We start from the raw sequence: 24,863 nt of genomic DNA on the forward strand, positions 1-24,863 counted from the left end.
GGCAGGCCGGTGCAGTGCGCCTTGTGTGCCGATGCTGGCACGCCGCGACTGCCATCGGTGACAGTTGCTGGGGGCGAGACTGCCAAATATGGCAGCTGGATGTCGCCTCTAGCCCCTGTCCGAGCATCGCCGAATTGGCTGTTTCTGCCGCGCAGGTGGCCTGCATCGTCGCGGATGCGAAGGCTGGCACGGTACTTGTTAGGAGTTTCCACGATACGTCATGTCGGCGTACCCCTGACTACGGAGGAAAGGCCATGGAGCTCGACCCCATACTGCTATCGCGAATCCAGTTCGCATTCGTGGTTTCGTTTCACGCGATCTTTCCGGTCTTCACGATCGGGCTGGCTTCGTTTATCGCGTTTCTGGAGTTTCGCGCGTGGAAGACCGGCGATGCCCTTTATACCCAGATATCCAAATTCTGGATCAAGATCTTCGCGGTGGTCTTCGGCATGGGCGTGGTCTCCGGACTGGTCATGTCGTTCCAGTTCGGGACGAACTGGAGCGCGTTCTCCTATGCGACGGCCAATTTCCTCGGGCCGGTGCTGTCCTACGAGGTGCTGACCGCGTTCTTCCTGGAGGCCGCCTTCCTGGGCGTGCTGCTGTTTGGACGCGACAAGGTGCCTCAGGGCGTGCATCTGTTCTCGGCCCTGATGGTTGCACTGGGCACGTTCATCTCGTCGTTCTGGATCCTGGTCGCCAACAGCTGGATGCAGACCCCGGTCGGCTTCGAGCTGCAGGACGGGGTCTTCCATGTCACGTCCTGGATGACCGCGATCTTCAACCCGAGCTTCTGGCCGCGCTTCTTCCACATGGGCCTGGCCTCGCTGCTGACGGCGGGCTTCGTGGTCGCCGGGGTCTCGGCCTGGTACCTGCTGCGCCAGCGTGACGTGGTGATGAACCGCAAGGCCCTGGGCACCACCATGTGGGTGCTGCTGCTCGCGGCCCCGGCACAGCTGGTGGTGGGGGATATCCACGGCCTCAACACCTTCGAGCACCAGCCGACCAAGGTCGCGGCGATGGAAGGCGTGTGGGAGACCGAACGCGGTGCGCCGCTGCTGCTGTTTGCCATCCCGGATTCGGCCAACGAGACCAATCACTTCGAGATCGGCATTCCGAAGATGGCGAGCTTCATCCTGACCCACGAGATGGACGGTGAAGTGCCGGGCCTTCTGGAGGTCCCCGCGGAAGAGCGTCCGCCGGTCGGCATTACCTTCTGGTCGTTCCGCATCATGGTCGCGATCGGCATGGTGATGATCCTGTTCGTGCTGGCGGGTGCCTGGCTGCGTTTCCGCCGCCGGATGTATTCCTCCCCGCTCTTCTTGAAGGGGTTGTCGTGGATGATCCCGGCGCCGTTCATCGCGGTGGTGGCGGGCTGGTTCGTGACCGAGACCGGACGTGCCCCCTGGCTGGTGTACGGCGTGATGAACCACGCCGAGGGCATCACGCCCGCCCTGACCGGTGGTATGGCCCTGTTCACGCTGATCGGTTACGTGGCGGTCTACGCAGCGGTGTTCACCGGTGGTGTCTATTACCTGGTCCGCATCGTGCGTCAGGGTCCGGAACCGGCCGATGCCATGCATTCGCCGGCGCATGCCAAGCGTCCCCTCTCGGCCGCCGACAACTCGATTGATGATGCCGCGGTTAGCGGTGCAAGGAGCTAATCGATGGAAACCACGCTTGATATCACGCTGATCTGGGTCGTCATCATCGCCGTGGGCGTCATTGCCTACGTGCTGATGGACGGTTTCGACCTCGGGGTAGGGATCCTGTTTCCCTTCGCCCCGGGGGAGACCTCGCGGGACGTGATGATGAACTCGGTCGCCCCGGTATGGGACGGCAACGAGACCTGGTTGATCCTCGGCGGCGCAGGGCTGCTGGCCGCCTTCCCGCTGGTGTACTCGGTGTTCCTGCCGGCACTCTATATCGGGGTCTTCCTGATGCTGGCGGGTCTGATCTTCCGGGGAGTGGCCTTCGAGTTCCGCTTCAAGGCGCATCGCTCGAAGGGCCTGTGGAATGCCGCGTTCGCCATCGGCTCCGCGGTGGCGGCCTTCGCCCAGGGCGCGGTGGTGGGCGCCTACATCCAGGGGTTCGAGATGGACGGCTTCGCCTTCGCCGGCGGACCGCTGGACTGGCTCACACCCTTCACCGTGCTGACCGGGATCGGGTTGCTGGCGGGCTACGCCCTGCTGGGGGCGACCTGGCTGATCGTGAAGACCGACGGCGAAACCCAGGCCTTTGCCTATCGGGTGGCCCCGTGGATGCTGGCGATCGTTCTGCTGGTGTTCGGTGCGGTGAGCATGATCACCCCGTTCATCGATCCGAAGGTGATGGAACGCTGGATGGGCACCTGGCAATACCTCTGGGGGCTGCCGGCCGTGGCGCTGTTCTCCGCCTGGGTGTTGATCCGGGCGGTGCGGCGGCGCGACGAGGGGATTCCCTTCGTCGCCACCATTTTCCTGTTCATCTCGACCTATCTGGGTCTGCTGGTGAGCAAGTGGCCGTACGTGGTCCCGCCGGATTACACCTTCTGGGATGCCGCATCGTCGCCGGATGCCCAGCTGTTCATCCTGGTGGGTGCGCTGTTCGTGATCCCGATCATCCTCGGCTACACCGCGTGGACCTACTGGGTATTCCGCGGGAAGGTCACCCCGGAGACCGGTTATCACTAGGCCGCGATCAGGGGAAGCCTCTCCTGCGCGACGAGCACAAGGGTGGCGGGAGCCTGGAGGTAGACGCATGCCGTTGAACATCACGCGACTGAACGTGTCTATTGGGCAGCGCGACGGAATCAGTTCGACCGTCGGTTACGCATTCCAGGATCCCCTTGTGCGAGTCGACGTGACCAGTAGCCCGAAGAAGGAACTGCAGCGGGACGATACGGAGATCGACACCTTTCGGCAGATGCTGGAGGCGTTTCGGGAGCCGGCCATTCTGCTCGCCCCGGATTACCGGATCCTGGCCGCGAACAGTGCCTATCAACGGGTGTACGACACCGATGATCGAGGCTCCGGTCGCACTTGCTTCGAGGCCTCGCACGGCTTCCGGCGTCCCTGCGACGAGGCCGGCGAGGCCTGTCCGTTGCGGGCGGCCCTGGGCAGTGGCCGCCGCGAGCGTGTCCTGCATGTGCACCACACGGCCACGGGCCGCGAGCATGTGGATGTCGAGCTGACCCCCATCCGGGGCGAGGGGGGCGAGGTCCGGTATCTTCTGGAACGCTTGCATCACCTCCCCGTAGCCACTCCGCAGGCCGGTGCCAGCGGGCTGGTCGGACGTTCGCAGGCCTTCAATTCCATGCTCGGGCTGATCAGCCGGGTGGCGCCCAGTAATGCCTCGGCGTTGCTGCTCGGCGAGTCGGGTACCGGCAAGGAGCTGGTCGCGCGCGCGATCCACGAGGAAAGTCCGCGGAGCCAGTCGCCGTTCGTCCCGGTGGAATGCTCCGGCCTGACCGAGACGCTGTTCGAGAGCGAACTGTTTGGCCACGAGAAGGGGGCGTTTACCGGCGCAACCACCGCCAAGGCCGGCCTGGTCGAAGCCGCGGAGGGCGGGACCCTGTTCCTGGACGAGGTGGGCGATATCCCCCTAAGCCAGCAGGTCAAGCTGCTGCGCCTGCTGGAGACCCACGCCTATCGCCGAGTCGGGGGCGTCGAGTCACGGCGTGCGGACTTCCGCCTGGTGTGTGCCACCCACCGGGACCTGGAGGCAATGGTGCGCGCGGGCGAGTTCCGCGAGGACCTCTACTACCGGATCAATACCTTCCCGATCAATGTGCCGCCCTTGCGCGAGCGCGCCGAGGATATCCCGCTTCTGGTCGACGCACTGATCGAGCGCCTGGAACTCCCCGTGCCGCCGCGGCTGGATGCCGCAGCCCTCAAGCTCCTCAAGCGCTATCCATTCCCGGGCAATGTGCGGGAGCTGCGCAATCTTCTGGAACGGGCCGCGTTGCTGGCCGATGGCGAGGCCATCTGTCCGGAGCACCTGCCGGCCTGGGTGGAGGAACGGGCGAGTGCGGCCAGTAGGCAGGACAACGGTGGCCTGCATGGCCTGTTGCATCCCCAGAACCTGCGCCCCCTGGAGGACGTCGAGCGCGAGTATCTGCGGCACGCGGCGGCGGTCTATCCCGGCGATCGGCGTACCCTGGCCCGAGAGCTGGGGATCAGCGAACGCAGCCTGTACCGCCGTCTGCGCCAACTCGAGGGCGGGGCCGACGAGCCGGAGGCCTGACGTCGACGTGAACACCTTGTTGACGAGCCGTGCAGGGCAGTAGCGGCGCGGCTCCGAGTTTTATCGGCGCCAACGGGAGCGGTTGAGCGTCGCAGTGCAGCCCGCCACAGAGCGGGGATGCATAGGTTCAGCTCCATATATCAGAAAGTAACGATGTGCCCATGCAGAAGAGAGCAGGAGTTTCACCATGAAGAAGACCGCAATTGCACTGTCCCTGTCCGTCGCCATGCTGGCCAGCCCGATGCTGGCCTCGGCCGAGCCCCTGACCTTCGGGGAGCAACAGACTATCCGCTCGATGGCCAGCGCCGGGGTGGGGCAGGCGATCGTGAACCAGATGGGCGCCGAGTCGATGGTTGTCATCAATAATCCGTCCGCGATCTGCGGGGCCCTGGCGGGCGGCCTGGGGGCCGCGATGCTGTCGGCCGATCTCCAGGCGGGTTTCCGCATCGCCACCATGCGCTCCGGCAACGATGGCGCCGCTGCGGCGCAGGTGACCGCCGACAAGGACGTGGCCTATCTCGCGCTGGGGGGTGAGCTGGATCGTGACGAGAACGTGGCCCTGGCCCACGCCTACCTGAAGGAACTCGCCGCGTCCGAATGGGACGGCACCCTGGTGCTGCATATCTCTTCGTGGATGCAGAAACAGGTCCAGGCCGTCGCCGAGGCCGACGAGGCTGTCGCCGATTACCTGCAGGGTCTGAATATGGTCGCGCTGCAGCCGGATCTGGATGCGGGGCAGGCGGTCATGCTGCGCGTGAACTTCGATGGCGAAGGCTTCACCACCGAGGAGATGGGGCGCCAGGACATGCGCGAGGATCTCGTAGAGCTGTTCCGTCGCATGTAAGACCGCCGAGGTGGGGCCGGGACGGGCCTTTGCCCGCCCGGCTCTTCGTTAGGTAGAAACTATTATTGGGTTAGTGAATTAGTAATTCACTAAATACGGTAAACCGGATACTGTGGAACGCACATGGAGGCAACGCCCCATGAGCTTCCAAATCCGACTACGCACGATAAGGAGTCCATCATGACACTACGTTTGGGTGATACCGCACCGAATTTCCAGATCGACACCACCAAGGGCAAGATCGATTTCCACGAATGGATCGGCGATTCCTGGTGCTTCTTCTTCAGCCACCCGGCCGACTTCACCCCGGTGTGCACCACCGAGATGGGTCGTACCGCCCAGCTGGCCAAGCAGTTCGCAGACCGCAACACCAAGCCGCTGGGTCTCTCCACGGATACGGTGGACGAGCACAACAAGTGGATCGAGGACGTCAACGACACCCAGAACACCACGCTGGAGTTCCCGATCGTTGCCGATGCCGACAAGAAGATCTCCGAGCTCTACGAGATGATCCACCCGGGCGAGAGCGAGACTGCAGCCGTGCGCTCGGTCTACATCATCGACCCGAACAAGAAGATCCGTTTGATGATGACCTATCCGATGTCGGTGGGCCGCAACTTCGACGAGATCCTGCGCGTGATCGATGCGCTGCAGACTGGCGACAAGCACGGGATTGCCACTCCGGCCGACTGGACCCCGGGTGCCCGCGTCATTATCCCGCCGACGGTCAGCAACGAAGATGCCCAGAAGAAGTTCCCGCAGGGCTTCGAGGAGATCCGCTCCTACCTGCGTTACACGCAGGTCTGATCGATCGGTCTACGATCGAACCGGCTGCAAACGCCGGAACACTCTGGATGGTGGAGGGCCCCGCAACGGGGCCCTTTTTTGTGTCCGGGGACAGCGTTCGTGAAGGTCGGGCGTCCGCCCTTTGCAATAAGCCAGGGTGAGCCCCAACCCTGTAGGAGCGCGCTCGCGCGCGAAGCCCCTGCCAGCGCTGGCGGTTCCGTCAAGGGTGGAGACCTACCGCCCCAGCCCCGTCAGGCGCCCGGGTTCGAGGATCTCGATCCAGTAGCCGTCGATATCCTTCACGAAGGCGATGTCCTTCAGGCCGCCCTCGTCGGGGCGTTTCACGAACTCGACGTTGTTCTCGTCGAACCAGCGCACGGCGGCGTCCAGGTCCGGCACCGAGAAGCAGATGTGGCCGAAGCCCTGAGGCTCTTCATTCCCATCGTGGTAGTGGAAATCCGCGTCCTTTTCCGTGCCGTAGTTGTAGGTCAGCTCGAGAATGCCGCGCTGGCTGAACATCCAGCGGGTGGCCTCGCCGGAGTCCTTGGGCGGCTGCGGTTCGTCCTCGCCAAGCTGCGCGAGGAAGTAGAGCGTGAACTCGAACTCGGGGAAGTCGAGGGTCTTCACTAGCTGCATGCCGAACACGCGCTGGTAGAAGTCCAGCGCCTTCTGCGGGTCCTTCACGCGCAGCATGGTGTGGTTGAAGCGAAAGCCTGCGGTCGGATTGTCGCTCATGGTGCGTCCTTGTCTCGGCCAAAGGGGGTGTCCCGAAAGACCGGAACACAGGGGGCGAGGTTCCCGCAAGTGCGACCGTCACGCGTTGAGGGCTGCGGCGGGAGATCCCGGCTCTCCGCTGCGCTGCGGCCGGGATGACTAGGGAAAGGGGGCTGACGCTGGTGCGGGTTATTCATCACCGTCACTGCGAGGAGGCGGAGCCGACGCGGCAGTCTGTGGGTGGTACCCCGGCGCCGGGTCACTCCAGCCTCGTAGGATGTGATGAGCGGAGCGAATCGCATCGGCCGGAGGCTGAAGGAATATTCCGGGCGTCGGTTATTGATGCGATTCGCTGCGCTCATCACATCCTACGATCGCTGTGGGAGGCCACGACTAGCGCATCCAGCGCATCGTCATCCCGGAAACCGCGAAGCGGTTATCCGGGATCTCCCGGGGCAGGCACAGGCGGCCGGCGCGGCGGCTACTGCCGACAGAACGGCCAGACCTGGTAGAAGCGCCGGCAGCGGAACTCGGATTCGCAGCTCTGTAGCTGGGACTCGTAGCGGTCGGCGCGCTGCGCCACCTGTCGGGCCGCGGCCCGGACCTGCGGCTTGCTCTGGTAGCTGCCGCGGTTATAGCCGCCCTGGCCCTCGTGGTAGGCGAGGTAGAGGTGTTCCGAGTTGTACAGCGACACGCCGGTCATGCGCTGGGTGCGAGCGTTGTACCAACCGATGAAGTCGGTCGCGTGCTTCATGTGCGAACGTCGCGCGAAGCGGCTGCCGGCATCGTCCTGGTATTCGCCCCAGACCGGATCCTGGGCCTGGGCATAGCCCCGGGCGGAGGAGGGGCGGCTCCACGGGATGAAGCCGAGCAGGCGCTCGCGGTCCGGGCGCACGTGGCTGCGGAAGGAGGACTCCTGCTGGATGAACGACATCTGGGTCGCGATCGGCGTGCCCCATTCCTGCTCGGAATCCCGCGCATGGTCGTACCAGCGCGGCTGCTCGCGGAAGATCTCGCAGATGTTGCTCTGGTCCTGGGGCGGAGAGGGTGCCAGCGCGGCGCAGCCGGCGGTGATGGCGGCCAGCGCCAGCAGTAGCCCGGCCCGCGAAATGGCGACGAGCGCCCGCCGCGTCTTCCTTGATCCTGCCTTGTTCACCCGAATCTCCCGCCCGGTGCCCCCATGGCCCGCGAGTATAAAGCACTCCTTGCCGGTTAAAAGATCATCGTGGCAGCGGGGTCAGGATTGGACTGTGGGAGCGGGCCGACCTGCGAAGCCCGCGTGGTATCCCCGCGTGCGGAGAGACGGTCCAGTGGACGAGCCTGGTGACTTTGTCGGGAGATCCCGGCTCTCCGCTGCGCTCCGGCCGGGATGACGGTGGTGGGAGGCCGGCGAGCGCCCTCTGTGGGAGCGGGCTTGCCCGCGAAGCCCCTGCCCGCGTCGGGCCCGGGCAGCGCCGTCGGGACTGGACGCTACGTCTGGCTGTGCCACCCCTTATCCAGTGGGCTCAGCGTCGGGTCGGTCCGCCAGGGCCCTGGTTCTACCGGCTCCTGCGCAATCTCGCGGATGCGCGCGATGAACTCGCCCCGGGGTATAGCCTCGGCACCCAGGTTCAGCAGGTGCTCCGTCTCCATCTGCACGTCCACCAGCGGCCAGCCCCAGGCGACCAGGTGGCGGCACAGCCAGGCCAGGGCGATCTTGGAGGCATCCCGCTCGCGCGAGAACATCGATTCGCCGCAGAACAGTCGCCCGACCGCCACGCCATAAAGCCCGCCGATCAGGCGCGGGCCGTCCCACACCTCCACCGAGTGCGCGTGCCCCGTGCGGTGCAGCGCGATATAGGCCCGCTGCATGCTGGTGGTGATCCAGGTGCCATCGGCGTAGTCGCGGGGGCCGGCGCAGGCGTCGATGACAGCCTCGAAGGCGCGATCGAAGCTCACCGTGTAACCGCGATTGCGGATCGCCTTCTTCAGGCTGCGATGCAGGCGGAACCGGCTCGGCTCCAGCACTGCGCGCGGGTCCGGGCTCCACCACAGGATTGGCTGCCCGGCCTCGAACCAGGGAAAGACCCCGGAGCGATAGGCATTCAGCAGACGCGGCACGGAGAGATCGCCGCCGGCGGCCAGTAGCCCGTTGGGCTCGCGCAACGCCTGCGCCGGGTCCGGAAACGGCGCCTCCGGATGCTCCGGATCGAGCCAGGGCAGGGTGATCTGGGGGCCGTGGCTCATCGCGTCGGCCTCTCCGGTGGCCGTGCGCACCCAGCCGTCATCCCGGCCGCAGCGCAGCGAAGAGCCGGGATCTTTGTGTGCTGGCAATCCGCTGGAACACTGCGCCGGGGCTCGCCCCGGAGATCCCGGCTCACCGCTTCGCGGTGTCCGGGATGACGTTCACCGGGGGGTGGGGGATGGGCACGGCGCGGTAGGAGCCTGCTCGCAGGCGAAGCTCCTGCCCGAGTGTCCATTGCGCAGGTCCTGTTCGCCTGCGAGCAGGCTCCTACAGGGGTGGGGGTTGTCCCGTGCTGTAGGAGGCCAGCCCTCTGGCCGATGGGGACGGGTCCGGCGCTGGATCGCTCAGGGGGCTGAGCTCCTACAGGGATGCGGGCAAGGGTGTTCGCCTGCGAGCAGGCTCCTACGGGGGGGATATGGTCAGGTGTTGGGTGCATCGTCGGTTTGGACCTGACGATAGGGCGAGTGCTCGTGCAGGCGCTCGCACTGGGCGCGCATCATCTGAGCCTCGCGCTCGCAGAAGTCCCGCACGGGCTGCTCGAAGCCCTCGGTCAGGATCATGTGTGCGGAGTAGGTGGGTGTGGGCAGGAAGCCGCGCGGGATCTTGTGCTCGCCCTGGGCACCGGGCTCGAAGCGGGTCAGCCCCTCGCGGATGCAGAATTCGATGCCCTGGTAGTAGCAGGTCTCGAAGTGCAGGTCGGCCAGCTCCTCGGTGCAGCCCCAGAAGCGCCCGTACAGGGTGTCGTGGCTGCGATAGCAAAGCGCCGCAGCGATGGTCTCGCCGTCTCCCTTCGCGCCCGGGTCCGTCGCATCCGGGTCCGTCGCGCTCGGGCGCCGGGCCTCGAACAGCACCACCTGGTCGCCAAGCTCGGCCGCGGTCTCGACAAAGAAGGCCTCCGTCAGCGTCGGGATGCCCATGTGCTTCTCGAAGGTGTCCACGTAGAAGCGATGAAAGCGCGCCCAGTCCTCGGGTGATCCGGTCGCCCCGGTCAGCGTGCGGAACTGGATGCCCGCCTCGTGGACGCGGCGGCGTTCGCGCTTGATGTTCTTGCGCTTCTTCGAGCTGAGCGCGCCCAGGAAGGCGTCGAAGTCCGCGTAACCCCCGTCCGCGGCATTGGTCCAGTGGTACTGGCAGCCCATGCGCTCGGCCAGGCCCAGCTCGCGGGTCACGTCCAGATCGTCCTGGTTGGGGAACAGGATGTTCACGCCGGAGGCGTTCAGCTCGCGCCCGCGAGTGACCAGCGCGCGCACCAGCAGGGTGCGCAGGTGATCGAAGTCCGCCGCCTCCGGGTGTACCAGCAGGCGCGGCCCGGTGGCCGGGGTGTACGGCACGGAGACGACCAGCTTGGGGTAGTAGTTGAGCCCGTGGCGGTTCCACGCGCCTTCCCAGGCGAAGTCGAACACGAACTCGCCGTAGTTGTTGGTCTTGGCATAGGCCGGGGCCGCCGCGACCAACTGGCCCTCGCGGAAGATCAGCACATGCTGCGGGAACCAGCCGAACTGCCGGCCCAGGCACTCGTGGCGTTCCAGGCCTTCCAGAAAGGCGTGGCGCAGGAACGGCTCGGTGCCGCCGGTCAGGGCATCCCAGGCGGCCGGGTCCACTTCGGCCAGGCCGTCACGCAGCTCGACGCGCTCCGCCGTGTTGCCCGTGGCGTCTTCGGGCGGGTCCGCTGCCTGGGTGTCGCCCTCGGCGCTCACGCGATCAACCGAGCTTGTCCAGGTACTTCTCCGCGTCCAGTGCGGCCATGCAGCCAGTGCCGGCGGAGGTGACCGCCTGGCGATACACGTGATCCATCACGTCGCCGGCGGCGAACACGCCCGGCACGGAGGTGGCCGTGGCGTTGCCTTCCAGCCCGCTTTGCACCTTGATGTAGCCGCCCGCCATATCCAGCTGGCCCTGGAAGATGTCGGTGTTCGGCTTGTGGCCGATGGCGATAAACACGCCCATCAGCTCGAGATCCTTGGTCTCGCCGGACTCGGTGCTCTTGAGTCGCGCACCGGTCACGCCGGTCTCGTCGCCGAGGATCTCTTCCAGGGTGTGGTTCCACTCGATGGTGACGTTGCCGTTCTTTTCCTTCTCGAACAGCTTGTCCTGCAGGATCTTCTCCGAGCGCAGCGAATCGCGCCTGTGCACCAGGGTGACCTCGGAGGCGATGTTCGACAGGTACAGCGCCTCCTCGACCGCGGTGTTGCCGCCGCCGATCACCGCCACCTTCTGGTTGCGGTAGAAGAAGCCGTCGCAGGTGGCGCAGGCGGACACGCCCTTGCCGGCGAAGGTGGTCTCGGACTCCAGCCCCAGGTACTGGGCGGAGGCGCCGGTGCAGATGATCAGCGCATCGCAGGTGTACTCGCCGGAGTCGCCGATCAGGCGGTAGGGCTGGTCCTTCAGCTGCACCGTGTGGATGTGGTCAAAGATCACCTCGGTATCGAAGCGCTCGGCATGCTTCTGCATGCGCTGCATCAGCTCGGGGCCCTGCACGCCCTCATTGTCGCCGGGCCAGTTGTCCACGTCGGTGGTGGTCATCAGCTGGCCGCCCTGTTCCAGGCCGGTGATCACGACCGGGTTCAGGTTGGCGCGCGCGGCGTAGACGGCGGCGGTCCAGCCGGCCGGGCCGGAGCCGAGGATCAGCAGCGGGCAGTGGCGCGTTGCCTTCTCGCTGCCACCCTTTTTCGGCTGGGTCGAGGTGTCGCTACCGGTGGAGAGCGAGACGGCGCCGGCGGCTGCCTGCATGGCACCCGTGGCGACGGCGGCCTTGGGGGCGTCCTTCTTGCCGGCCTGCTTGCTCTTCTTGTCGGATGGGTCCTTGGCGTCGCTCATGCGGTACTCCCTGTCGATTCGATGAATACGGCTGGCGTTGCCGGCCCGGCCGGCAACGCAAAAAAGTGGGTTCGATAAGGCGGGGATTATTGGGACGCGGCGGGTCTTTGTCCAACATCGCCACGCCGGACGTGGATGCCCCCAAGCGGGCCCCGGGCGCGATACCGATTCGGTAATCGTGGGCCATAAAACATTTTCATGTTCGCGTGAGCCGCGGGCACCCCGCGGGGAGTCACTACATCAGCGTTTGGTGGATAACCCGAACGCCTCGCCAGGAATGGCGACAGGACGGGGAATGGCCGATTTTATCCACAGCTTGCCCACGGCTTGTGCGCGGCTTGTTCTTTCTTGAGGCACTATATCTAGTGGCTATGCAGTTCCTGATCCCCGATCTATAGTATCCCACGTTCGATCCAACACCAGCGCGAGGCCCGTCATGCACAGCGATTCCCATACTGCCACAGCCCAGCAGGGCACCCAGTACCCGCCGCAAGCCGAACCGTCGGCCGAGGTCCTGGCGACCAGCCCGGGCCAGCACCAGGTGATTCGCCGCAATGGCAAGGTGACCGGCTTTGATGCCTCCAAGATCGAGGTCGCGGTGACCAAGGCCTTCCTCGCGGTGGAGGGCGGCAATGCCGCGGCCAGCCGTCGCATCCACGAGGTGTCGAAGGAAGTCGCCGGGCAGGTGGTGGACAGCCTGTTCCGCCGCGCCGGGACCCAGGGCATGACGGTCCACATCGAGGATATCCAGGACCACGTGGAGCTGGCGCTGATGCGCAGCGGCCACCACAAGGTCGCGCGGGCCTACGTGATCTACCGCGAGCAGCAGTCGCAGAAGCGCGCCGCCGAGGCCGCCGAGCAGGGTGCGGACGAACAAGCCGAGGCCGCCACGCTGAATGTGACCCGGGCCGACGGCACCCTGGCCCCGCTGGACGAGGAGCGCCTGCAGGCGGTGGTGGCCGAGGCCTGCGCTGGCATCGAGCAGGTGGATGGCGAGAAGATCCTGACCGAGGCGCGCCGCAACCTGTTCGACGGCGTGGCCGAGAAGGACGTCTCCACCGCGCTGGTGATGGCCGCGCGGGTGATGATCGAGAAGGAGCCGAACTACTCCGAGGTCACCGCGCGCCTGCTGATGGACGCGCTGCGCCGCGAGGCCCTGAGTTTCGTGCACGACCGCCCGGAAGAGGCCACCCAGGCCCAGCTGGCCGAGCGCTATGGCGAATACTTCGGTGCCTACATCAAGCGTGCCGCCGAACTGGAGCTGGTGGACAGCGAACTGACCCGCTACGACCTGGAGCGCCTGGGCGCCGCGATCAAGCCCGAGCGCGATCTGCAGTTCACCTACCTGGGCCTGCAGACCCTGTATGACCGCTACTTCATCCATTCTGATGGCACCCGCTTCGAGCTGCCGCAGGCGTTCTTCATGCGCGTGGCGATGGGCCTGGCGATCAACGAGATCGACCGCGAGGCGCGTGCGATCGAGTTCTACAACCTGCTGAGCTCGTTCGACTTCATGAGCTCCACGCCGACCCTGTTCAACTCCGGCACCCTGCGCCCGCAGCTCTCCAGCTGCTACCTGACCAGCGTCCCGGATGACCTCGACGGCATCTACGGCGCGATCAAGGACAACGCGCTGCTGTCCAAGTTTGCCGGGGGCCTCGGCAACGACTGGACCCGCGTGCGCGGCATGGGCGCCCACATCAAGGGCACCAATGGCAAGTCGCAGGGCGTGGTCCCGTTCCTCAAGGTCGCCAACGACACCGCCGTGGCGGTGAACCAGGGCGGCAAGCGCAAGGGCGCGGTGTGCGCCTACCTCGAGAGCTGGCACATCGATATCGAAGAGTTCATCGAGCTGCGCAAGAACACCGGCGACGACCGCCGTCGCACCCACGACATGAACAGCGCCAACTGGATCCCGGACCTGTTCATGAAGCGCATCGCCGAGGACGGCGACTGGACTCTGTTCTCCCCGAACGAGACCCCGGACCTGCACGATCTGGTCGGTGCCGAGTTCGAGAAGCGCTACTGCGAGTACGAAGAGAAGGCCGCGCGCGGCGAACTGCGCGTGCACAAGACCATGAAGGCCGTGGACCTGTGGCGGAAGATGCTCGGCATGCTGTTCGAGACCGGCCATCCGTGGATGACCTTCAAGGATCCGTGCAACCTGCGCAGCCCGCAGCAGCACACCGGCGTCGTCCACAGCTCGAATCTGTGCACCGAGATCACCCTGAACACCTCGGATGACGAGATCGCGGTGTGCAACCTGGGCTCGATCAACCTGGCGCGGCACGTCAGCGAGGCCGGCGAGCTGGACCAGGCCAAGCTGGAGCGCACGGTGAACACCGCCATGCGCATGCTCGACAACGTGATCGACTACAACTACTACTCGGTCCCGCAGGCGCGCCGCTCCAACCTGCGTCACCGCCCGGTGGGGCTGGGGATCATGGGTTTCCAGGATGCGCTGTACAAGCTGCGCCTGCCGTATGCCTCCGAGTCCGCGGTGGAGTTTGCCGATACCTCCATGGAGGCGGTGTCCTACTACGCCATCAAGGCCTCCACCGATCTGGCCGAGGAGCGCGGGCGCTACGAGAGCTTCCCGGGCAGCCTGTGGAGCCAGGGCATCCTGCCGATCGACTCCATCGAGAAGCTGGCCGCGACCCGCGGCGAGTACCTGCAGATGGACACCAGCCAGTCCCTGGACTGGGACACCCTGCGCAAGCGGGTGAAGAAGGTCGGCATGCGCAACTCCAACACCATGGCGATCGCGCCGACCGCGACCATCTCCAATATCTGCGGCGTCAGCCAGTCGATCGAGCCGACCTACCAGAACCTGTTCGTCAAATCGAACCTGTCGGGCGAGTTCACCGTGATCAACCCCTACCTGGTGCGCGACCTGAAGGACCAGGGCCTGTGGGACGAGGTGATGGTCAACGACCTCAAGTACTACGACGGCTCGGTGCAGCCGCTGGACCGCGTGCCGGAGGACCTGAAGGCCCTCTACGCCACCGCGTTCGAGCTGGACACCCGCTGGCTGGTCGAGGCCGCGTCGCGCCGGCAGAAGTGGCTGGACCAGGCGCAGAGCCTGAACCTGTACATGGCCGAGCCCTCCGGGCCCAAGCTGGACAGCCTGTACAAGCTGGCCTGGATCCGCGGGCTCAAGACCACCTACTACCTGCGCTCCATGGGCGCGACCCACGTCGAAAAGAGCACCGTGGCCGACTCCTCGCGCGCTAACAAGCTGAACGCCGTTGCCGGCGGTACCAGCGCGGCGCACGAGCCGGAGGCGCCGAAGGCGTGCTCCATCCTCGACCCGGACTGCGAGGCCTGCCAGTAAGGCCGGCCCGCCCACCGAACACGCAACACCGCTGAACCCAACATATTGAACAGGGGCCCGGCCAACGAGCCGGGCCGCCACCGAAAGAAGAGGGACGACTATGCTTTCCTGGGACGATCCAATCGCAGCCATCAAGGGCGAAGGCCAACAACAACCCGCCGTACGCCCGGGCATGGGCTTTCAGGAGAACGAAGCCCTGATGAGCACCGCCGGCGCCGCACCCAGCGTGCCGCCGGAACCGGAGCATGCGGGCGAGCCGCTGGCCGAGCCGAACGAGGAGGCCCTGGTCGGCACCGGTCTCGAGGACATCGAGATGGGCGCCGGGCGCATCCGCGTGGATGACAAGAAGATCATCAACTGCCACGCGGACCTCAACCAGCTCGTGCCCTTCAAGTACAAATGGGCCTGGCAGAAGTACCTGGACGGCTGCGCCAACCACTGGATGCCGCAGGAAATCAACATGAACGCGGACATCGCGCTGTGGAAGGACCCGAACGGTCTGACCGACGACGAGCGCACCATCGTCAAGCGCAACCTGGGCTTCTTCTCCACCGCCGACTCGCTGGTGGCGAACAACCTGGTGCTGGCCGTATACCGCCACATCACCAACCCCGAGTGCCGCCAGTACCTGCTGCGCCAGGCCTTCGAGGAGGCGCTGCATACCCACGCCTACCAGTACTGCGTGGAGTCCCTGGGCCTGGACGAAGGCGAGATCTTCAACATGTACCGCGAGGTGCCCTCCGTCGCCGTCAAGGCCGAGTGGGCCCTGCCGTTCACCAAGCACCTGGCCGACCCGAACTTCCGCACCGGTACGCCGGAGGCAGACCAGAAGCTGCTGCGCGAGCTGATCGCCTTCTACATCGTGTTCGAGGGCATCTTCTTCTACGTCGGCTTCGTGCAGATCCTCTCCATGGGCCGCCGCAACAAGATGACCGGCGTGGCCGAGCAGTTCCAGTACATCCTGCGCGACGAGTCCATGCACATGAACTTCGGGATCGACGTGATCAACCAGATCAAGCTCGAAAACCCGCACCTGTGGACCGAAGACTTCAAGAACGAGATGCGTACGCTGATTTCGGATGCCGTCGAGCTGGAGGCGCAGTACGCCCGAGACACCATGCCGCGTGGGGTGCTCGGGATGAATGCCGGGATGTTCGAGGAGTATCTGCACTTCATTGCGAATCGGCGTTGTGCGCAGATTGGGTTGGCGGAGTTGTATCCGGGTGCGGATAACCCGTTCCCGTGGATGAGTGAGGTGCTGGATTTGAAGAAGGAGAAGAACTTCTTTGAGACAAGGGTTACGGAGTATCAGACGGGTGGGGCGCTTAGCTGGGATTGAGGGGACGACGCGAGCCTTAGGGAAGGAGCCAGAGAAATGGCCGTGACTTAGACAAAAAGGGCGCCAGGTGGCGCCCTTTTTTGTGCTCGCGTTCTCCCGAGAGGGCCAAAACACGCGATCTGATTTTGGGCGAAAGAACCGGGATCGGTATGCGCTAACAGCACCTCGAACCCGACTCGCTTCTCTCCGGGGTTCCTCTTGCTGATAGATTTCGTGGGGCTTCGAAACTATGGAAGTAGAGCTATATGCAAGAGATCGAAATTGACGAACTGCTAGAAGAGCTTAAGGAAAATAGTGAGATATCCGAGTCTTATGTTCTGGCAAGAGAGATAAGATTGTTTTTGAACGTCAGGGCTGGTCACTTCAGTCCAGAGCTGCGCGTGAAGGTTTACAAGAGTACCGTGCTCCAACAGTATCCATATCATTTTCGGATCAGCCACCACGCTCAGACTCCACACCAAGCGGGTCCTTATTACCCTTCATGCACTTGGTTCGAGACTGAAGAAGCGGCTATTGAGAAAGCGATCTTCTCAACAACCAGATTTTAAAAACCGCCATCAATGACGGCTCCGAACCATCAGAATCTTGGTTGATCCCAAACAAATTATTTTGAATTATCGACAAGATTGACGATTCAAGTCACCCAAACTGCCTTTGCGACCATCCGATCTCTAACGGCAAACCGTGCGATTCGCGGTATCCAATAAATCAACTAGGGGGTATTCGATAAAATATGGAACATATTCTCAATCAATTGATTTTACCCGATAGATATGAGCGCCTTCGAGATCACCTTGGTGATGATGTTGCTAACCTTCTTGTGCAGCCATCTGACTCAAACGTTCAAACCCTGAGGATGCTATCAGACGAGATCAAGACACGAAAAGAAGGAGTTCTCGTACCCCTTAGCGGGCAGACTGGGGTTGGGAAGACCACTTTTGCAATGAATGCTACGCAATGGGTTCCGGGCGAATTCACGCAGTCGCTTCATTACGACAAAGATCTTGATTTTGAGTCCCTGAGTCATGCGGTTAAACAGTTCTCTAAATCACTGCCAGCCGATAACGCTAGAATTATTCCGATCAATATTGACCATCGAGAAAATAATCCGCCTAACGACGCGGAGTTGGCTGCTATAAAACGTTTCTTGCGTACAAATTCCGCAGGTGTTCCCGTCCTTCTGTTTTGGCCAGAAACAGATCCCCAAACCGCTGAAGACCTTTCTGCCCGTTATGAGGGAATTGCCGGTGAAGCATCGGTGAATCTTCCGGTAGTGTGCGAAGGGCCGGCGAGAGACACGTGGCGGGATATTGCACGGCACACGTTGATGCTGTGCAATGATCTTCCCCATCTCGAAGAACTCGGCGTCGATCCTGCGGATTACGAGCCATCGAAATTCAGTTCTTTGGGTGATTTCCTGAGAACAATTTCCCGGGATTTTAATAAACAAGTTCAAAGACTTCGATCGGAATTCGAACGTCCAGTTTCGGTTGTCATCGTCTTCGTTAGCGAAAGTGCGGAACCAGGTGTTCTCACCCAGATTACGTCTTCTGCGAAGTATGGTCTTTTAGATGCTCATTCGCTTATTTCCGTAACGCCACAAAGTGTGATTGGAAAATGGTGGGCTCAGCGCAGAGGATTGTTAACTCGGACGATAGTTCAGCTTAGCGCCTCTGCGCTGTGTTTGCCTCCTGCAGCAGCGGCCTCATCTGTAAGAAACTTTTCTGGTGATATGCCACTTTTCGATGAATCGGGCTACCGTAAGTATGGGCCTGCGCGGGGCGTGAGGGACTTGTTACGAAGCGACCTCGGTAAGTTCCTGACAAAAGCGTCGATGTCTCGTTTCGAGGCGCGTGGAACACCTGGAAATGAGGCGACAGCGGCATTCCAGTTATTAGCTGAATCAGGTTTTAATCTCGGAAAAGATAAAAATCTAAATTCGGTGATGGCAGCTGGTATTGGTCATTTGCTTAGTGATTCAGAAATACCGTATGAAGATGTTACGGCAGAAGCAAAGCTTCCATTCTGTCCTTTAATACCTGACAACGCGGTTTACTTTGAACGACGAGTACAGTGCGTGGAGTACACTTGGCGAAAAGGTAATTTTCTATCTTCCAACTACCGCTCAACAGTTGCTCAGTATATTTTGTCAAAACTGAAGAATTACGCGCGAGAACTGGGTTGGGTTAACGACTGAATGTCGGCACTTATGATACCCAAGAATAACGGCGAGATAAGGGGGGAACCCATAATCTTTGTGTTGGTCTAATTCCCGTGGACACCTCGTTAGGTGGGACGATACCCCCTGAACGAGGAGAACAACCATGGCACGCAAACGCCGAAGCTTTTCTGAAAGAAGAGGACACCCATGACCTTCTGATCACTGTTCGGAGAAGAAGAGGACACCCATGATTGTGGGGGCGTCTGGGGTCAGACCTTGCCTTTTGCCTCTGCAGGTTTCCGGCGGAGGGCAAAAGGCAAAACAAAAAACGGGGACAGATTTATTTTCCGCTGCATGGATGTGGCGGGTGTAGTCGAGGAGGGAAGGGATGCCAAGGATGGCGCGAGTGGTGTTGCCGCATTTTCCGCATCATGTGGTGCAGCGGGGGCATAACCGGCAGGTGGTGTTTGCCGGGGACGAGGATTACGAGCGGTACCTGGAGGACCTCCGGGAGTTGAGCAGCGCGCTGGAGGTCCGGGTGTACGCGTACTGCTTGATGACGAACGAAGAAGAGGACACCCATGATCGTCTTGACAGGCGTATGGGGTCAGACCTTGCCTTTTGCCCCGCCGGAAAACCGCTCGGGGCAAAAGGCAAGGTCTGACCCCTTAACGAAGACCCCTTAACGAAAAACGAAAAACGAAAAACGAAAAACGGGGACAGATTTATTTTCCGCTGCATGGATGCGGCGGGTGTAGTCGAGGAGGGAAGGGATGCCAAGGATGGCGCGAGTGGTGTTGCCGCATTTTCCGCATCATGTGGTGCAGCGGGGGCATAACCGGCAGGTGGTGTTTGCCGGGGACGAGGATTACGAGCGGTACCTGGAGGACCTGCGGGAGTTGAGCAGCGTGCTGGAGGTCCGGGTGTACGCGTACTGCTTGATGACGAACCATGTGCATCTATTGCTGGGTCCTGGCGAGGAGGTCGCCGCGATGGGGCGGCTGATGAAGGCACTGGCGGCCCGGGCGACCCGGTACCGCAACCGTTTGGAAGGGCGCTCGGGGACCCTATGGGAGGGGCGCTATAAGTCCAGTCCCGTGCAGACGGAGACGTACTTGCTTGCCTGCGCGCGGTACATCGAGCTGAACCCGGTACGTGCGCGGATGGTGGTGGCGCCAGGAGACTACGCCTGGTCCAGCTATCGCCAGCGTATGGGCGAGGCTGAATGCTGGTTGGATCTTGATCCGGCCTATCTTGACTTGGGGCGGAGCGGACCAGAGCGGCGGCTGCGCTATGCCCGATTTGTGCAGGAAGGGGTGCCGGAAAACGAGCTGACGCTGATGCGGGAGGCGCTACAGCGCGGCCAGCTAACAGGTAACGACCGGTTCGTCGATGAGGTCGAACAGATTATCGGGAGCCGCATCGAACGCCGCCGGCCCGGTCGTCCAGCATCGCGGGGAGCCTGAGACAAAGATGGTGTCGCCGATTGGGTTGGAACTCCCAACGGGCTGGGATATGCTCAAGGTATATGCATCGGTTGGAGCGGAATGATGAAGCGACGTACTGCCAGCCTGTTCCGGAATGGCCGAAGCCAGGCCGTGCGGCTCCCCAAGGGGTTCACGTTTGATGCCGATGAGGTCGTCATCGAAAAGAGCGGTGACGCCCTGATTCTGCGGGCCAAGCCGCGCTCCTGGAATGATTATTTCCAAGGGCCCGGCGAAACACTCCCCGACGACTTCCCCGATTCCATCGAGGATCAAGTGGCGCAGGACCGCGAGGCGTTGTGACCCATGCGCTACATGCTCGACACGAACATCTGCATCTACATCATGAAGCGCCGGCCGCCGGAGGCGCACGAGCGGCTGCGTCACGTTCCGGTGGGCGATGTGGGCTTGTCCGCCGTCGTCCTGGCGGAGCTGCGGTTCGGAGTGCATCGGTCGAAGCAGAAAGAGCGCAGCGAAGCGGCACTGGAGCGCTTTCTGGCGTTCACAAGAATTTGCGATTGGCCGGAGGAAGCGGCTGAACATTACGCCGACATCCGGGCTGAGCTCGAACGTGCTGGCACCCCCATTGGCTCGAACGACTTGCTGATTGCGGCGCACGCACGTGCTACTGGCGCCGTACTGGTGACCAACAACGGACGTGAATTCGACCGGGTGCCGGGGTTGCAGGTCGAGAATTGGGTGCCATCACATTGACCCAGGCGCGACGCTTGCCCGTCATGGGCTAACACAAAATAAATCTGTCCCCGTTTCCCCGCGCAGGCGCGACGCTTGCCCGTCATGGGCTAACACAAAATAAATCTGTCCCCGTTTCCCCGCGACTGGGACGAGGGAAATGCCCGGAAGAACGTCGACAAGCATGGAGTCCGGCAGTCGGAGGCGGAACAGGTGTTCTTCAATTCTCCGCTGTTGGTCCTGGCTGATGAACCGCACAGCCGGATTGAGCCTCGATACCATGCACTGGGGATCACTCATGAAAGCCGCCGGCTGCACATCACGTTTACGTTGCGCGAGGCGAACACGAGGATCCGAGTGATTTCGGCCCGGGATATGCACCGCAAAGAGCGAGCGATCTATGAGCAAGAGCAAGAAGGTTCCTGAGTTCCAGGACGAGGCGGAAGAACGGGCGTTCTGGGAAAGCCATGATTCCAGCGACTATGTCGATTGGCGTAAGGCGGCGGCTGTCGAGCTTCCGAATCTCAAACATTCCACCAAGACCATCTCTCTCCGGCTTCCCGAGTCTCTCCTCGACCGTATCAAGATCGAGGCGAACAAGCGCGACATGCCTTACCAATCTCTGATCAAGGCCTGGTTGGCGGACGATGTGGATGAAGCCCGCAAGAAGGGCTAGTGGACCGGGGTTGGGGTAAGACGAAGTTCGAGGATAGGTCCCACGTAGAACACGACCCGACAGCGATGCGGCGAAACTGGTGAAGCCGGGGGTGGTAGCAACGTGGAGGGCGTTATGGAGCTCGACTTAGGCGGGGCCTTTCTGCAGGGGTTCCTCCACTGGTGGTGGGTCTGGCTGCTGGTGTTGGCGGTGGCCATCGGCCGGTTGTCGGTGGTGAAGGGGTGGCTGGGAGAGCTGGTTGTGCGTCTGATCCTGGCGTTTGGGGTCGACGGGAAGTCGGGACGCGTGGTTCACAACGCCACGCTGGAGACGAGCGACGGCACAACGCAGATCGACCATGTGCTGATCTCCCGGTTTGGGATCTTCGTCATCGAGACGAAGAACATGCGTGGCTGGATCTTCGGTGATCCACGGCAGGCCCAGTGGACCCAGCGGATTTATCGCAACTCGTTCCGCTTCCAGAATCCGCTTCGTCAAAACTACCGTCACCAACAAGCGCTCGCCGACGCGCTGGAGGTGGACCCGGATAGGGTCCACTCGGTCGTGGTGTTCATCGGAGGGAGCGCCTTCAAGACGGTGATGCCGAATAACGTGGTCCAGGGCCTCGGGCTGTTGAGCTACATTCGCTCGTTCCGCACAGTGACTTTGAGTGAGAGCGAAGTGCAGACCTTGCTGGAGATGCTTGAGATGCGTCGGTTGGAGCCCACGCGGCAGATGCAACGGGCCCACGTGCAGCAGCTGCGAGAGCGTCACGAGGCGCCGCCAGGCCAAGCCTGTCCGGAATGCGGTAGCGCGATGGTGAAGCGCAAGGCGCGTCGGGGCTCCAAAGCAGGGCAGGAGTTCTGGGGCTGCACGCAGTATCCCGGCTGTCGCGGGACAAAGGCACTCCAGTAGCCGAGCGAGAAGGTGACACCCGTGATCCATGATTCGTCTATTGCGCGTATTGATCAGCGGCTTTCCGGACGGGTGGGGGGGCTGTTCGGTTCGAGGCCGGGCTGTCGTCGAAGGCCATTCTCTGTATGGTTGCCCTGACCTATGTCCGTTGACCTGCAAGCGCTCTCTTCCAGACTGATCAATCTGATCCTCGACACGGTCTTTGTGGTCGATCGGGACAATCAGATCGTCTTTGTGAGCGATGCCTGTGAGGCGCTGCTCGGCTATCGTGCGGAGGAGCTGATCGGCACCACGATTACCGACTACATGCATCCTGACGACCTGGCCGCCTCGCTGGCCTCGATTGTCCGGGTGATGAGCGGTCAGCCTCACGTCGATTTCCGTAACCGTTATATCCGCAAGGATGGCGGTGTCGTGCACATCCTGTGGTCGGCACACTGGGTCGAGGAGGAGGGAGTGCGGATTGGCGTCGCGCGCGACGTGACCGCGCTCTGGCAAGCGGAGGAGGAATTACGTTTCCTCGCGCACCATGACCCGCTGACAGGATTGACCAACCGATCGCTGTTCTATGACCGCCTGGACCTGGCTCTACGTGCGGCCCATCGCTACCAGAATCGCCTGGCCTTGCTGTTTCTGGATATCAATGACTTCAAGGCGATCAATGATGTCCATGGGCACGCGGTAGGGGACCGTGTGCTCTGCGCGATCGCGCGACGGCTGGAGGGCTGCGTGCGGGAGACGGACACGGTGGCGCGGATGGGCGGGGACGAGTTTATTGTCCTGCTGACGGATATCCAGATGGAGGAGGCCGTTTCCAGGAAAGTTGATCAGATTCAATCGGTCATGGCCGAGCCACTGGGCGCCGAGTTCGGCGGGGTCATGCCGTCCTGCAGCATTGGCATGGCCTGCTATCCCGCGGACGGAGAGGATGCCGATACCCTGCTGAGCCGTGCGGATGGTGAAATGTACCGGGTGAAGCGGAAAAGGGGTAAGGGGCATTCATGACCTTATGGTGGCGGCCACAAGAAGAGAGCAGACAAGAAGATGGTGCCCATGATCTTCTTGCTGGGTTTTACCGCAACAGCACCGGCAAGCGCGGAGATCAGGGCACAAGAAGAGGACACACAAGAAGAGGACACCCATGATCTCCTTGACGGTCTGAGGCGGTCGGCCAAGGTTTTGGGGTGATTGCATGGACCCAGGAGGGTCCTGATGACGCGAGCCAGGAAGGAGCTCGTCTCGATCGAGACGACGCCGTGTTACCACTGTATTTGTCGCTGTGTTCGCCGCGCGTTCCTGTGTGGCGAGGATTTCTATTCCGCATGACGAGGTCGGGCCTCGTTACCATCCACAGGGTCAATCCGATCGCCGCGCGATCAGGTCCATCACCGCGCGGATAAGCTGCCACTGGCCGATGAACCCCACGCCTTGCGGATCGATGTGGGAAAAGCCATCGATCAGGTGCAGGTTGGCGTTGCCGATTGCACGGGCGAGGCGCGCGCTTTCGGTGTGCGGGATCATGGCGTCGGTCCGACCGTGGATCAGGATGGCACCATTGGAAAGATGCGAGAGGTCGCGGTCGGCCAGGGACAGCATCTCGATGGCCGCCTGCGCGCTGGCCGGCAGATCATCCAGCAGCGCCGGCACGCGCTCCTGGTCATCGTTCAGGATTAACGCCAATAGACTTCGCCCCTCATCGCCGAGATCATCGGCCATGTCGTCGATGGGGGCGTTGGGGTCGCCCATGCGCCGCCGCGCGATTTCTTCGAGAATCGCGCGGTCTTCGCGGTCATTCAGCATATGCAGATTGCCGCGCAGGAAGACCCACTTCGCCTGCGGGTCAGGCGTGCGCGTCTGCCAGTGGGCCGATCCGGGCTCCCGGAAGGCCCCTGTGGTGGAGAAGGTGATCACGTTCTTCGTGTCGTAGTAGCCGCCGATCGCGACCAGGAAGTCGATGGCCTCCTCCCCCTGCGGCGTCAGCGTCGCCAGGACTGCAAGGCCCACGGCATAAGAGATCGCCGCGACCCCCACGTCTTGTTCATCGGCTGCGCGCTCCACCTCCAGACGGGCCAGAAGGGCAGCGGCATCACCGATGGCAGCGGCATCCTCGGGGCGCACGCTGAGGTCTTTCGTGCCCTGCAGGTCGGGCACCAGCACCAGGAAGCGTGCCCGCGCCAGCGTAGTGGCGAGTTGCACCAGCCGGAGGTCGTCCTTGCCCTGTGGCGTGAAGCCCGGCACGAGGACGATGCGGGCCCCCACATCCTGCTGGGGATGATAGAGGTCGGCCGCGATGTCACCTTCGGCCGTCTCGAGCGTGAGCGTTTGGCGCATGGGCTCGGGGGTGCGGGCCTTCAGCGTGCTCGGTCCCGCGCCGGCCTCGATGTCCTGGAGCACGCGCGTTGCCTCCCAGCTCTGGGTGCTAATGCAGCCGGTAAGGATCAGGAGACCCAGCATCACAGCAGCGATGCGAAGCATGCGTTTCTCCTGTCAGATGAGCGGTACCAGACCCGCCGGTACCATAAGTCTATATCCGGAGTGACCGGGTCGGGCCTCCAAGCGTAGGGTGCGATGAACAGGTTGGGCCATAACGGGGTCGGACCTAGGTAAGGCGCGGAAAGCGCGGGAGAAACGGTCGGATTAAGGCCGCAGATTGCGGCTTGAAACGGTAATTGCTGT

The 24,863-nt window shown here is 62.8% G+C and carries 23 protein-coding genes; 17 read left to right on the top strand and 6 right to left on the bottom strand.

What is annotated here, in order from left to right; genetic code table 11:
- The first annotated feature begins 254 nt into the window (after nt 1-254).
- The 5 genes from F816_RS0106950 (at nt 255) to F816_RS0106970 (ending at nt 5,872) form a co-directional block, all read left to right on the top strand.
- Complete coding sequence (locus tag F816_RS0106950; protein ID WP_019594118.1) at nt 255-1,661, top strand: cytochrome ubiquinol oxidase subunit I; 1,407 nt, start codon at nt 255-257, stop codon at nt 1,659-1,661.
- Between the two features lie 3 nt (nt 1,662-1,664).
- A complete protein-coding gene (cydB, locus tag F816_RS0106955; protein ID WP_019594119.1) occupies nt 1,665-2,669 on the top strand; it encodes a cytochrome d ubiquinol oxidase subunit II in 1,005 nt (334 codons plus the stop codon).
- Between the two features lie 67 nt (nt 2,670-2,736).
- Complete coding sequence (locus tag F816_RS0106960; protein ID WP_019594120.1) at nt 2,737-4,221, top strand: sigma-54-dependent Fis family transcriptional regulator; 1,485 nt, start codon at nt 2,737-2,739, stop codon at nt 4,219-4,221.
- 187 nt (nt 4,222-4,408) lie between these two features.
- Nucleotides 4,409-5,065 (top strand): hypothetical protein, encoded by a 657-nt coding sequence (locus tag F816_RS0106965; RefSeq protein WP_019594121.1) that lies wholly within the window; start codon nt 4,409-4,411, stop codon nt 5,063-5,065.
- A gap of 180 nt (nt 5,066-5,245) precedes the next feature.
- Nucleotides 5,246-5,872, top strand: a complete 627-nt coding sequence (locus F816_RS0106970; protein WP_019594122.1) for a peroxiredoxin — start codon at nt 5,246-5,248, stop codon at nt 5,870-5,872.
- 213 nt (nt 5,873-6,085) lie between these two features.
- On the opposite strand, the gene gloA is transcribed toward F816_RS0106970, so the two are convergent.
- The 5 genes from gloA to trxB all read right to left on the bottom strand — a co-directional run bounded on the left by gloA (nt 6,086) and on the right by trxB (nt 11,606).
- Nucleotides 6,086-6,586 (bottom strand): lactoylglutathione lyase, encoded by a 501-nt coding sequence (gloA, locus tag F816_RS0106975; protein WP_019594123.1) that lies wholly within the window; start codon nt 6,584-6,586, stop codon nt 6,086-6,088.
- Nucleotides 6,587-7,046: 460 nt separating this feature from the next.
- A complete protein-coding gene (locus F816_RS0106980; protein WP_019594124.1) occupies nt 7,047-7,721 on the bottom strand; it encodes a hypothetical protein in 675 nt (224 codons plus the stop codon).
- Between the two features lie 314 nt (nt 7,722-8,035).
- Nucleotides 8,036-8,791 carry a leucyl/phenylalanyl-tRNA--protein transferase gene (gene aat / locus F816_RS0106985; protein WP_026333175.1) on the bottom strand — a complete coding sequence of 252 codons (756 nt, stop codon included), beginning with the start codon at nt 8,789-8,791 and terminating at the stop codon, nt 8,036-8,038.
- Between the two features lie 417 nt (nt 8,792-9,208).
- Nucleotides 9,209-10,486, bottom strand: a complete 1,278-nt coding sequence (locus F816_RS0106990) for a GNAT family N-acetyltransferase (RefSeq protein WP_019594126.1) — start codon at nt 10,484-10,486, stop codon at nt 9,209-9,211.
- Between the two features lie 4 nt (nt 10,487-10,490).
- Nucleotides 10,491-11,606, bottom strand: a complete 1,116-nt coding sequence (gene trxB / locus F816_RS0106995; protein WP_019594127.1) for a thioredoxin-disulfide reductase — start codon at nt 11,604-11,606, stop codon at nt 10,491-10,493.
- 436 nt (nt 11,607-12,042) lie between these two features.
- Between trxB and F816_RS0107000 the strand changes: the two genes are divergently transcribed.
- The 12 genes from F816_RS0107000 to F816_RS0107050 all read left to right on the top strand — a co-directional run bounded on the left by F816_RS0107000 (nt 12,043) and on the right by F816_RS0107050 (nt 23,192).
- Nucleotides 12,043-14,940: a ribonucleoside-diphosphate reductase subunit alpha gene (locus tag F816_RS0107000; RefSeq protein ID WP_019594128.1), complete on the top strand. Its 2,898-nt coding sequence runs from the start codon at nt 12,043-12,045 to the stop codon at nt 14,938-14,940.
- Nucleotides 14,941-15,040: 100 nt separating this feature from the next.
- Nucleotides 15,041-16,279, top strand: coding sequence for a ribonucleotide-diphosphate reductase subunit beta (locus F816_RS0107005; protein WP_019594129.1), 1,239 nt, complete (start codon nt 15,041-15,043; stop codon nt 16,277-16,279).
- A gap of 245 nt (nt 16,280-16,524) precedes the next feature.
- Nucleotides 16,525-16,827 (top strand): hypothetical protein, encoded by a 303-nt coding sequence (locus F816_RS0107010; protein WP_019594130.1) that lies wholly within the window; start codon nt 16,525-16,527, stop codon nt 16,825-16,827.
- A 185-nt stretch (nt 16,828-17,012) separates the two neighbouring features.
- On the top strand, nt 17,013-18,476 hold the full coding sequence (locus F816_RS14875; protein WP_155998537.1) for a hypothetical protein: 1,464 nt from the start codon (nt 17,013-17,015) through the stop codon (nt 18,474-18,476).
- A gap of 361 nt (nt 18,477-18,837) precedes the next feature.
- Nucleotides 18,838-19,104 (top strand): transposase, encoded by a 267-nt coding sequence (locus tag F816_RS15130; protein ID WP_369773294.1) that lies wholly within the window; start codon nt 18,838-18,840, stop codon nt 19,102-19,104.
- A gap of 109 nt (nt 19,105-19,213) precedes the next feature.
- Entirely contained in the window at nt 19,214-19,906 is a 693-nt protein-coding gene (locus F816_RS0107025) for a transposase (protein ID WP_196801679.1), read from the top strand.
- 84 nt (nt 19,907-19,990) lie between these two features.
- Complete coding sequence (locus tag F816_RS0107030; protein ID WP_026333178.1) at nt 19,991-20,227, top strand: antitoxin; 237 nt, start codon at nt 19,991-19,993, stop codon at nt 20,225-20,227.
- Between the two features lie 3 nt (nt 20,228-20,230).
- Entirely contained in the window at nt 20,231-20,638 is a 408-nt protein-coding gene (locus F816_RS0107035) for a type II toxin-antitoxin system VapC family toxin (protein WP_019594134.1), read from the top strand.
- Nucleotides 20,639-20,737: 99 nt separating this feature from the next.
- Nucleotides 20,738-21,043 carry a BrnT family toxin gene (locus tag F816_RS14490; RefSeq protein WP_081622677.1) on the top strand — a complete coding sequence of 102 codons (306 nt, stop codon included), beginning with the start codon at nt 20,738-20,740 and terminating at the stop codon, nt 21,041-21,043.
- Entirely contained in the window at nt 21,018-21,293 is a 276-nt protein-coding gene (locus F816_RS0107040) for a BrnA antitoxin family protein (RefSeq protein WP_019594135.1), read from the top strand. Before F816_RS14490 ends, F816_RS0107040 begins: the two co-directional genes overlap by 26 nt.
- Nucleotides 21,294-21,407: 114 nt before the next feature.
- Complete coding sequence (locus F816_RS0107045) at nt 21,408-22,187, top strand: NERD domain-containing protein (RefSeq protein ID WP_019594136.1); 780 nt, start codon at nt 21,408-21,410, stop codon at nt 22,185-22,187.
- A gap of 141 nt (nt 22,188-22,328) precedes the next feature.
- Nucleotides 22,329-23,192 (top strand): sensor domain-containing diguanylate cyclase, encoded by an 864-nt coding sequence (locus F816_RS0107050; RefSeq protein WP_019594137.1) that lies wholly within the window; start codon nt 22,329-22,331, stop codon nt 23,190-23,192.
- Nucleotides 23,193-23,543: 351 nt separating this feature from the next.
- Here F816_RS0107050 and F816_RS0107060 read toward each other — a convergent pair whose 3' ends face one another.
- Entirely contained in the window at nt 23,544-24,662 is a 1,119-nt protein-coding gene (locus F816_RS0107060; protein WP_019594139.1) for an alpha/beta fold hydrolase, read from the bottom strand.
- Between the last annotated feature and the right edge of the window lie 201 nt (nt 24,663-24,863).

Origin of the sequence: Thioalkalivibrio sp. ALM2T, from assembly GCF_000381505.1 — a bacterium.
In the GTDB taxonomy this organism is placed as follows: Bacteria; Pseudomonadota; Gammaproteobacteria; order Ectothiorhodospirales; family Ectothiorhodospiraceae; genus Thioalkalivibrio; species Thioalkalivibrio versutus.

Excerpts from the sequence above, each read along its gene's own strand:
- F816_RS0106950 (WP_019594118.1), top strand. The coding sequence starts at position 255 with ATGGAGCTCGACCCCATACTGCTATCGCGAATCCAGTTCGCATTCGTG.
- cydB (WP_019594119.1), top strand. The coding sequence starts at position 1,665 with ATGGAAACCACGCTTGATATCACGCTGATCTGGGTCGTCATCATCGCC.
- F816_RS0106960 (WP_019594120.1), top strand. The coding sequence starts at position 2,737 with ATGCCGTTGAACATCACGCGACTGAACGTGTCTATTGGGCAGCGCGAC.
- F816_RS0106965 (WP_019594121.1), top strand. The coding sequence starts at position 4,409 with ATGAAGAAGACCGCAATTGCACTGTCCCTGTCCGTCGCCATGCTGGCC.
- F816_RS0106970 (WP_019594122.1), top strand. The coding sequence starts at position 5,246 with ATGACACTACGTTTGGGTGATACCGCACCGAATTTCCAGATCGACACC.
- gloA (WP_019594123.1), bottom strand. The coding sequence starts at position 6,586 with ATGAGCGACAATCCGACCGCAGGCTTTCGCTTCAACCACACCATGCTG.
- aat (WP_026333175.1), bottom strand. The coding sequence starts at position 8,791 with ATGAGCCACGGCCCCCAGATCACCCTGCCCTGGCTCGATCCGGAGCAT.
- trxB (WP_019594127.1), bottom strand. The coding sequence starts at position 11,606 with ATGAGCGACGCCAAGGACCCATCCGACAAGAAGAGCAAGCAGGCCGGC.
- F816_RS0107000 (WP_019594128.1), top strand. The coding sequence starts at position 12,043 with ATGCACAGCGATTCCCATACTGCCACAGCCCAGCAGGGCACCCAGTAC.
- F816_RS0107005 (WP_019594129.1), top strand. The coding sequence starts at position 15,041 with ATGCTTTCCTGGGACGATCCAATCGCAGCCATCAAGGGCGAAGGCCAA.
- F816_RS0107010 (WP_019594130.1), top strand. The coding sequence starts at position 16,525 with ATGCAAGAGATCGAAATTGACGAACTGCTAGAAGAGCTTAAGGAAAAT.
- F816_RS14875 (WP_155998537.1), top strand. The coding sequence starts at position 17,013 with ATGGAACATATTCTCAATCAATTGATTTTACCCGATAGATATGAGCGC.
- F816_RS15130 (WP_369773294.1), top strand. The coding sequence starts at position 18,838 with ATGGCGCGAGTGGTGTTGCCGCATTTTCCGCATCATGTGGTGCAGCGG.
- F816_RS0107025 (WP_196801679.1), top strand. The coding sequence starts at position 19,214 with ATGCCAAGGATGGCGCGAGTGGTGTTGCCGCATTTTCCGCATCATGTG.
- F816_RS0107030 (WP_026333178.1), top strand. The coding sequence starts at position 19,991 with ATGAAGCGACGTACTGCCAGCCTGTTCCGGAATGGCCGAAGCCAGGCC.
- F816_RS0107035 (WP_019594134.1), top strand. The coding sequence starts at position 20,231 with ATGCGCTACATGCTCGACACGAACATCTGCATCTACATCATGAAGCGC.
- F816_RS0107040 (WP_019594135.1), top strand. The coding sequence starts at position 21,018 with ATGAGCAAGAGCAAGAAGGTTCCTGAGTTCCAGGACGAGGCGGAAGAA.
- F816_RS0107045 (WP_019594136.1), top strand. The coding sequence starts at position 21,408 with ATGGAGCTCGACTTAGGCGGGGCCTTTCTGCAGGGGTTCCTCCACTGG.
- F816_RS0107050 (WP_019594137.1), top strand. The coding sequence starts at position 22,329 with ATGTCCGTTGACCTGCAAGCGCTCTCTTCCAGACTGATCAATCTGATC.
- F816_RS0107060 (WP_019594139.1), bottom strand. The coding sequence starts at position 24,662 with ATGCTTCGCATCGCTGCTGTGATGCTGGGTCTCCTGATCCTTACCGGC.